The sequence below is a fragment of the Pseudomonas fluorescens genome (genome assembly GCF_001648775.1).
Taxonomy (GTDB): Bacteria; Pseudomonadota; Gammaproteobacteria; order Pseudomonadales; family Pseudomonadaceae; genus Aquipseudomonas; species Aquipseudomonas fluorescens_M.
In genome coordinates this window covers 348,857-357,692 of the sequence record NZ_LVEJ01000002.1, presented here as the reverse complement: position 1 = coordinate 357,692, position 8,836 = coordinate 348,857, and the positions used below count along the sequence as shown (strand labels likewise).

The 8,836-nt window shown below is 59.6% G+C and carries 8 protein-coding genes; 3 read left to right on the top strand and 5 right to left on the bottom strand.

Translation table 11 applies throughout. The features are described 5' to 3' along the window. Nucleotides 1-262: 262 nt before the first annotated feature. On the top strand, nt 263-958 hold the full coding sequence (locus A8O26_RS04445; RefSeq protein ID WP_064116942.1) for an HAD-IA family hydrolase: 696 nt from the start codon (nt 263-265) through the stop codon (nt 956-958). 72 nt (nt 959-1,030) lie between these two features. On the opposite strand, the gene A8O26_RS04440 is transcribed toward A8O26_RS04445, so the two are convergent. Further along, the gene (locus A8O26_RS04440) at nt 1,031-1,777 is read right to left on the bottom strand and encodes a 3-oxoacyl-ACP reductase family protein (protein ID WP_064116941.1); all 747 of its coding nucleotides are present in this window, start codon (nt 1,775-1,777) and stop codon (nt 1,031-1,033) included. 126 nt (nt 1,778-1,903) lie between these two features. Here A8O26_RS04440 and A8O26_RS04435 point away from each other — a divergent pair, with 126 nt between their 5' ends. Then, a complete protein-coding gene (locus A8O26_RS04435; protein ID WP_064116949.1) occupies nt 1,904-2,830 on the top strand; it encodes a LysR family transcriptional regulator in 927 nt (308 codons plus the stop codon). Nucleotides 2,831-2,949: 119 nt separating this feature from the next. Here the strand turns inward: A8O26_RS04435 and A8O26_RS04430 are convergent, their stop codons facing one another. The 3 genes from A8O26_RS04430 to A8O26_RS04420 form a co-directional block, all read right to left on the bottom strand. Continuing rightward, nucleotides 2,950-3,678, bottom strand: a complete 729-nt coding sequence (locus tag A8O26_RS04430; RefSeq protein ID WP_064116940.1) for an aspartate/glutamate racemase family protein — start codon at nt 3,676-3,678, stop codon at nt 2,950-2,952. Nucleotides 3,679-3,733: 55 nt separating this feature from the next. Continuing rightward, complete coding sequence (locus A8O26_RS04425) at nt 3,734-5,272, bottom strand: NCS1 family nucleobase:cation symporter-1 (protein ID WP_064116939.1); 1,539 nt, start codon at nt 5,270-5,272, stop codon at nt 3,734-3,736. 580 nt (nt 5,273-5,852) lie between these two features. Next, nucleotides 5,853-6,587 (bottom strand): phosphoadenylyl-sulfate reductase, encoded by a 735-nt coding sequence (locus A8O26_RS04420; RefSeq protein ID WP_039769972.1) that lies wholly within the window; start codon nt 6,585-6,587, stop codon nt 5,853-5,855. 164 nt (nt 6,588-6,751) lie between these two features. Between A8O26_RS04420 and thrH the strand changes: the two genes are divergently transcribed. After that, on the top strand, nt 6,752-7,369 hold the full coding sequence (gene thrH, locus A8O26_RS04415; RefSeq protein WP_007916444.1) for a bifunctional phosphoserine phosphatase/homoserine phosphotransferase ThrH: 618 nt from the start codon (nt 6,752-6,754) through the stop codon (nt 7,367-7,369). Nucleotides 7,370-7,464: 95 nt separating this feature from the next. Here the strand turns inward: thrH and pabB are convergent, their stop codons facing one another. Then, nucleotides 7,465-8,808: an aminodeoxychorismate synthase component I gene (gene pabB / locus A8O26_RS04410; RefSeq protein ID WP_064116938.1), complete on the bottom strand. Its 1,344-nt coding sequence runs from the start codon at nt 8,806-8,808 to the stop codon at nt 7,465-7,467. Nucleotides 8,809-8,836 lie beyond the last annotated feature (28 nt).

The following is an 8,836-nucleotide window of genomic DNA, read 5'->3' as shown; positions in this document are numbered from 1 at the left end:
CGATCGGGTTGAAACATTGGCTGGCACTCGCGCACATAAAAGAGGTGCGCGGACTTTGCGGGGGATCAAACAGGAAAGAAGTCGGGCGAGTAGGTAATGCCCGTAGGACGTTTCGCTAAATCGCCGCGAGTAGTTCATCGCTTAACGGACATTGCCCGTTGCTCAATGTCCGTCGCGCTCGTTATGCTGCTGAACCCTTTAATCAGATCCGCGTAGCGGCGCCAACCATGCCGCCGGGATGTCTTTGTTAACGGATCCGATGATGAATGCACCGCTGAAGGCGTTCGGCCCGATCAAGGCCGTGATTTTCGATATGGACGGTTTGCTGCTGGACACCGAGGGCATTTACACCGAAGTCACCTCGCTGATTGCCCAGCGTTACGGGCGCACCTTCGACTGGAGCATCAAGCAGAACATCATTGGTCGCGGGGCCAACGATCTGGCGAATTACGTGGTGCAGGCACTCGATCTGCCGATCACCGCCGAAGAGTTTCTGGTCATCCGCGAGCCGCTGATGCGTGAACGTTTCCCCACCGCGCAAGCGATGCCAGGCGCCGAAGAATTGATCCGCCACCTCAAGGCGCACAACATTCCCATCGCCGTGGGCACCAGTTCATCGCGCCAATCGTTTGGGCAGAAAACCACGCTGCACCGCGACTGGTTCGCGCTGTTCGATTTCATCGTCACGGCGGACGATCCGGAAGTCGGCGCGGCGAAACCGGCACCGGATATCTTCCTCACCGCCGCCCGGCGTCTGGGCGTCGCGCCTGAAGATTGTCTGGTGTTCGAGGATTCGCCGTTTGGCGTGACCGCCGCGAAAGCCGCAGGCATGACCGCCATCGCCATTCCCGACGCCGCCATGGCCGATGAAAAGTACGCACACGCTGACGGCATTCTGCGCACGCTGAAAGCCTTCACACCGAGTGCCTGTGGTTTGCCGGCGCTGGAATGGGCTTGAACATCTGACACAAAAAAACGCCGCCCCTCTGTAACAGAGCGGCGGCGTTTTTCGTTCAGGCCACTTGGGAAATCAGGCGCCGAAACCACCGTCGATGGTCAGGCTTGCACCGGTGATGTAACCGGCTTCCGGGCCTGCCAGATAGGCTACGAAACTGGCGATTTCTTCGGCTTTGCCGTAACGACCGACCGCCATCAACGGGATCAGGCTTTCGGCGAAGTCACCGTGCGCCGGGTTCATGTCGGTGTCGACCGGACCGGGTTGCACGTTGTTGACGGTGATGCCACGTGGGCCGAGGTCGCGGGCCAGGCCTTTGGTCAGACCGACCAGCGCCGACTTGCTCATCGCATACACACCGCCGCCGGCGAAGGGCATGCGGTCGGCGTTGGTGCTGCCGATGTTGATGATGCGTGCACCTTCGCCCATGTGTTTGGCGGCTTCTTGCGAAGCGATGAACACGCTGCGAATGTTGATCGCCACGGTCTGGTCGAAGTCTTCGAGTTTGAAGTCTTCCAGCGGTGCGACGGCCAGTACACCGGCGTTGTTCACCAGAATGTCGACTCGGCCAAAGGCTTCGACCGTGGCGTTGACGGCGTCGCGGATGGCGGCGGCGTCGGCGCTGTCGGCCTTGATCGCCAGGGCTTTGCCGCCGTTGCCGGTGATGCTGTTTTGCAACTCTTCGGCTTTGGCGGTGGAGCTGACGTAAGTGAAGGCTACTGCAGCGCCTTCAGCGGCCAGACGTTTGACGATGGCAGCGCCGATACCACGGGAACCGCCTTGAATCAAAGCGACTTTGCCGCTGAGGTGTTGAGTGGTCATGTTCGATCTCCAGAGTGTTCAAGGCAGAATGCCTTGGTATTGGTGGCGAGTATCGGCGTGCTATCGACAACTGTGTAGACCATGGTTGCTATAGTCTGTGTAAACCAGAAGTTTATAGTGGCGATCATGGAAACCTTCAGCAGCATCGAATGCTTCGTGCGCAGTGCCGAGGTCGGCAGCTTTGCCGAAGCCGCGCGACGCCTGAGCCTGACCCCGGCGGCCGTCGGCAAAAGTGTGGCCAAACTCGAGGTGCGGCTCGGCGTGCGGCTGTTCCAGCGTAGTACACGCAGCCTGACGCTGACGGAGGCCGGGCAGCTGTTTTTGAATCAGGTCAGCGGCAGTTTGACCACCATTCAAAATGCCGTGGCCAATCTGTCCAGTGTCGAAGGTCTTCCGGCGGGAACGTTGAAGGTCAGCATGGGTGCAGCGTTTGGCTGCCTGCACATCGTGCCGCTGCTCGGTGAGTTTCTGCGGCGCTATCCGGCGATCAATCCGGACTGGCATTTCGATAATCGGCAGGTCGATTTGATTGGGCAGGGCTTTGATGCGGCCATCGGCGGCGGCTTCGAACTGCCGCAAGGGGTGATCGCACGCAAGTTGAGCCCGGCGCATCGGATCCTGGTGGCGTCTGCTGACTATTTACAGGCCAATCCCGAGATCATCGAGCCGGACGACCTTGATCGTCACGACGGGATTCTGATCCGCTCGCCGCAAACCGGGCGCGTGCGTTCCTGGCAATTGGTCGGGCGCAATCCACAGAACTGTCGGCCATTGATGCTCAAGGCGCGGATGACCATGAGTGATTCCGAAGCCGCTTGCAGGACAGCGGCGCAAGGTTTGGGGATCGCACTGGTGAGCATGCCGTTTGCGGTGGGGTATCTGGAGGCGGGGACGTTGCAGCGGGTGTTGCCGGACTGGTATGTCGATGACGGCAACATTTCGATCTATTACGCCGAGCATAAGTTGTTGCCGGGGAAGACGCGGGCGTTTGTCGATTTTGTGATTGAGCAGTTTGCCGAGATGGGGCTGGCGCAGCGGTTTAGTGCCATCTGAGCAAGGCATCAGACCGAGGTGCGGCCTTCGCGAGCAAGCTCGCTCCCACAGGGAAATGCATTCCAAATGTGGGAGCGAGCCTGCTCGCGAATGGGGCGACTCGGTTTCCTATGATGACCTCAGCGAGCAAACCGCCCCGGCCAGCCAATAATGTTCTTCGGCCGTGGCGTTGCATAAGTCCGCACTTTCGACGTCGACAAGCGCAAGCGCACCAGCGATTCCGCAATCGTCACCGCCGCCGTCACGCCATCCACCACTGGCACGCCGGTACGCCGACGAATCTGTTCATCCAGCCCGGCCATGCCGCCGCAACCGAGGCAGATCACCTCGGCCTTGTCCTGCGTCACCGCCAATTCAGCCTGCTGCACGATCGCTTCCAGCGCGCGCTGCGGTTCGTGTTCCAGTTCCAGAACGGCCAGACCACTGGCGCGTACTGACGCGCAACGATCCCACAGGCCCGACAGTTTCAGCCGATCCTCGATCAGTGGCACGGTGCGATCCAGCGTGGTCACCACCGAATACGCATGGCCGAGAAACATCGCCGTACTCGCCGCCGCATCAGTGATATCCACCACCGGCACGTTGAGCAATTCCTGCAAGCCTTCACGGCCATGTTCGCCATAACCGGCCTGAATCACCGCATCGAACGGCTGGTCGTAGGACATCACCCGATCCATCACGGCGATGGCCGCCAGATAGCTTTCGAAGTTGCCTTCAATCGAATCGGCGCCGAAGTACGGGGTCAGGCCGACAATCTCGGTTCCGGGAGACGCGACAGCTTGCGCCGAGCGGGCGATGGCATCGGTGATGGATTCGGTGGTGTTGACGTTGACCACGAGAATACGCATGGAGAAATCCTTATAGCGGGCAGTTCTGCGGCCCGAAATCCGGGCCGCGAGGGAATTAATGGCAGACGTTGTCGACGGCAATCGATTCGCCACTGATGTCGGCGTAATGCGGCTGGCGTTTGGCGACGATCAGGTAAAGCATTCCGGCAATCCCGGCGCCGATCAGCCAGGAGAACGGCGAAACGCTGTGGAACCCCGGCATCAGTGCCAGGACAATGGCGATCAGCGCCGCAGGAATAAACGCCGCCACCGCGCGGAAATTGACCCCGCGGCTGTAGTAATAAGCGCCGTTGGGATCTTCGCTGTAGAGCTGCGGAACGTTGACCCGGCCTTTGCGGATCAACCAGTAGTCGACCATGATCACCCCGTACAACGGGCCGAGCAGGGCGCCGAGGCCGGACAGGAAGTACACGATCACCAGCGGACTGTTGTAGAGATTCCACGGCAGGATCAGCACGGCGATGGTTGCGCTGATCAGCCCGGCGCGGCGGAAGGTCAGGTACTTCGGCGCCAGGTTGCTGAGGACGAACGCCGGGGCGACGAAGTTGGCCATGATGTTCACCGCCACGGTGACGATCAGGAACGCCAGGCAACCGAGCACCAGAAAGAACGTGTTGGGGATCGAGGCGATGATCTCGGTCGGGCTTTCGATGATCCGGCCATTGATCTGAAATTGCGCGCCACAGAGCAGCACGGTGATCGCGGCAAACACCAGAATATTCACCGGCAAACCCCAGAAGTTTCCTACCTTGATGGTCTTGCGGCACGGCGAAGAGCGGGCGAAGTCGCAGAAGTTGAGGATCAGCGTGCCGTAGATCGCCAGCCACAACGCGCCGCCGGCAAAGATGTTGCGCCACATCTCGCCACCGGTCAGCGGTTCGCGGATCGACCAGGCGATGGTCGCGTTGGCCTGAAAGTACATCCACGCGGCGAGGGCGGCGACGGTCAGCAGAATCACCGGCCCGGCAAACGCTTCGTAGCGACGGACCATTTCCATGCCATAGGCGAGGATCGCCAGTTGCACGAACCAGATCGCCACGAAACACACCCAGCCCAGTGTCGACAATCCGAGGATCGAGTTGTGATCGTATTCGGCGAACCCGGGATGGACGGCGGTGAGTAACACGCGGAAGACCACCGACGCCAGATACGTCTGAATGCCGAACCAGGCGATGGCGATCACCGCGCGGATCAATGCCGGAATCTGCGCGCCGTGAATGCCGAAACTGATCCGGCTGATCACCGGAAACGGCACCCCGGTTTTCTGCCCCATGTAACCGGACAGGTTCATGAAGAAATACACCAGCGCCGCGCCGATCCCCAGCGACAGCAGAATCTGCCAGCCACCCAGGCCCAGGGCGTAGAGGCCAATGGCGAAGGAGTAGTTGGCGATGTTGTGCACATCGTTGGTCCACAGGGCAAAGATGCTGTATTTGCCCCAGCGCCGACCTTCGGCCTTGGTGGGCGCCAGATCACTGTTGTGCAGACGGGGGCTCAGTTGCAGCGGTTCGCTCAAGCCGTCATGGGGTAACGGTTGATCGACGGCAGAGGCAGGCAGATTCAGCGCGATGTTGTTGGAGAGACTTGTACGCATTCCGGCAGGCTCCTGATGTTCAGGGCCGCGATGACTGTGCATAAGCCGACAGGCTCGACAAATCTTCGTCGCGGCAGTGAAAACATCACTGGTTACGGGGCATCTGCAGCCTGTACGGGATAGGGCGCTTCAGGCTTGCGGATCGAAAGTGTGGGTATGTTTTGCAGTTTTGTATACAAAACATGTATGCACTAAAGCCAGATTTGTGCCAGTTGCGGATCTATAGGCGGTCGTATTCATTTCGAATAGTTATCGATGAGTACTAAGTCTTTGAAATTAGATGGTTAAAAATTGACCGTTCGAACAGGTATTTATTTTTCGCAGGGGATGTAGAAGGAAGGCGAGAGAAAGGGATTTTCAGGCGGGATGTAACTTTTCAGGGCGCAGATACAAAAAAGTGCACACATAAATGGCACCGATGGTGACATTCGTGTGTACACGTTTTCAGAGCTGCGCAGGATGCTAAATGTGGGAGCGAGCCTGCTCGCGAATGCGTTGGATCAGTCAACTAAAATGTCGACTGACACTACGCATTCGCGAGCAGGCTCGCTCCCACAGTGGACGTCACTGGAATTGGAGATCAGGCTTTACTGATGATATTCCCGGCATGCAACCCGCATTCTTTCTGCGTCGCCTCTTCCCACCACCAGCGGCCTTCGCGCTCGTGCTGGTTCGGCAGGACAGGGCGGGTACACGGTTCGCAGCCGATGCTGATAAAGCCGCGTTCATGCAGGCTGTTGTACGGCAGCTCGAGCATGCGGATGTAGCCCCAGATCTCTTCGCTGGTCATCTGCGCCAAAGGGTTGAACTTGTACAGGGTGCGCTCCGGCGTGGAAAACGCGGTATCGATTTCCATCACCGCCACCGCGCTACGGGTACCCGGGCTCTGGTCGCGACGCTGGCCGGTGGCCCAGGCTTTGACGTCGGACAGTTTGCGCCGCAGCGGTTCGATCTTGCGGATCCCGCAGCATTCGCCGTGGCCGTCCTTGTAGAAACTGAACAGGCCTTTTTCCTTCACGAAGGGTTCGAGTTTCGTGTAGTCGGGCGACACCAGTTCGATGTCGATCTTGTAATGCTCGCGCACCTGATCGATGAAGCGGTAGGTCTCCGGGTGCAGACGGCCGGTGTCGAGGCTGAACACCTTGACGTTCTTGTTGAGCTTCCAGGCCATGTCCACCAGCACCACATCCTCGGCGCCGCTGAAAGATATCCACAGATCATCGCCGAACTCGGCAAACGCGAGTTTGAGGATGTCTTGCGCGGATTTGTTGGCATAGGTCGTGGCGAGTTCCACGACATCGAACGTTGGGCTCATCAGGGCGGCTTCCTACAGGTCGGTGGCGCTGGGCGCTCTATATGGGGCCGATGGTAACAAAAAGCTGCGGGCCTCGGGGCCTCCTGTGCGTTGCGCGCCGGGGGTGGAGTCGCTAGAGTTCGGCCTCGCTCGACTCAAATAATCAATACAAACGGGAGTGTCTTGTGGAAATTGCTTGCCTGGATCTTGAAGGGGTGTTGGTGCCGGAAATCTGGATCGCCTTCGCCGAAAAAACCGGAATCGAATCCCTCAAGGCCACCACCCGGGACATTCCCGATTACGACGTGCTGATGAAGCAGCGTCTGCGCATCCTTGATGAGCATGGCTTGAAGCTCTCGGACATTCAGGAAGTGATCGCCACGCTGAAGCCGCTGGACGGCGCGGTGGAGTTCGTCAACTGGCTGCGCGAGCGCTTTCAGGTGGTGATTCTGTCGGACACGTTTTATGAGTTTTCGCAGCCGCTGATGCGTCAACTGGGCTTTCCGACCTTGCTCTGCCACCGTCTGATTACTGACGAGACCGGGCGGGTGACCAGCTATCAGCTGCGTCAGAAAGATCCCAAGCGCCAGTCGGTGCTGGCGTTCAAGAGCCTGTATTACCGGGTAATTGCGGCAGGGGATTCGTACAACGACACGACGATGCTGGGCGAGGCGGATGCGGGGATTCTGTTCCATGCGCCGGAGAATGTGATTCGTGAGTTTCCGCAGTTTCCAGCGGTGCATACCTTTGCTGAGTTGAAGCAGGAATTCCTCAAGGCCTCGAATCGGGATTTGAGTTTGTAGTCGTCTGGACAGGCCCCTTCGCGAGCAGGCTCGCTCCCACATTTGGAATGCGTTCACCCTGTGGGAGCGAGCCTGCTCGCGAAGTTTTTAAGCTTTTAAAGGTTCTGCAGGGTTTCCAGCAAAATCTTCACTTTAGTGATCGACTCCTGGTACTCCGCCTGCCAGTCCGAATCCGCGACGATCCCGCCACCGCCCCAGCAACACACCTGCCCATCCTTGACCAACAGACTGCGAATGGCGATGGAGCTGTCCATCTCGCCGCGCACGTCCAGGTACAGCAATGAGCCGCAATACAAGCCACGCCGGGTCGGCTCCAGTTCATCGATGATCTGCATCGCGCGGATCTTCGGTGCGCCGGTGATCGAGCCGCCGGGGAAACTGCCAGCAATCAAATCCAGTGCATCACGATCATCCGCCAGTTCGCCGGTCACGCTGCTGACCAGGTGATGCACGTTCGGATAGCTTTCCAGGCTGAACAACTCCGGCACCCGCACCGAGCCGATGCGGCAGGTGCGCCCGAGGTCGTTACGCAGCAGGTCGACGATCATCAGGTTTTCCGCACGATCCTTGGCGCTGGCCAGCAGTTCGGCGGCGTTGGCGGCGTCTTCGGCTGGCGTCAGGCCACGCGGACGAGTGCCTTTGATCGGGCGGGTTTCGACCTGACGTTCGCTGACTTTGACGAAGCGCTCTGGCGACAGGCTCAACACGGCGCCGCCATCAGGCAGGCTCTGGAAACCGGAAAACGGTGTCGGACAGGCTTCGCGCAACTTGCAGTAAGCCAGCCACGGATCGCCCTGACACGCCGCGCGGAAACGCTGAGCGAAGTTGACCTGATAGCAGTCACCGGCCTGGATGTAATGCTGGATGCGTTCGAAGGCCTGACGGTAATCGTCGGCCGAGAGGTCGGCAGCCATCGGCGCGTTCAGTTTGAACGGTGTCAGTGCTTCAGCTTGCGGCACGGTGAACAGCGCGATCAGCCGTTGCTTCGCGCTGTCGATCACCGACGGGTGGAAGACCAATTGGCTGGTGGCCGTCTGGTGATCGCTGATCAGCGCCCAGTCGTACAGGCCAAAACGCGCGTCAGGCAGTTGCAGATCATCGCGGGCCCGGCTCGGCAGGTTTTCCAGGTGCCGACCGAAGTCGTAGCTCAGGTAGCCGATCAAACCGCCCGCAAACGGCAGTTCGTATTCAACAGGCAATAACGCCTCGCCCAGGCGACTCAGGTTGTCGCGCAGCCGTTGCAGGAAATGGCTGCCGCTCTCGTCCGGCAACACCGCCAGTTGTTCCAGCGGCCAGGCGCTGAGCAAGTCATAACGGCCACGGTCGGCACTCGGTCGGCCGCTGTCGAGCAGCACGGCGCCGGGGGCGTTGCGGATGGCCGCGAAGTAGTCGGCGGGATTGGCACGGTAGGGCAGCGGGTGTACGGAACAGGTCAACATGGGCGGGGCAGATCGGCCGTTGAGGCGG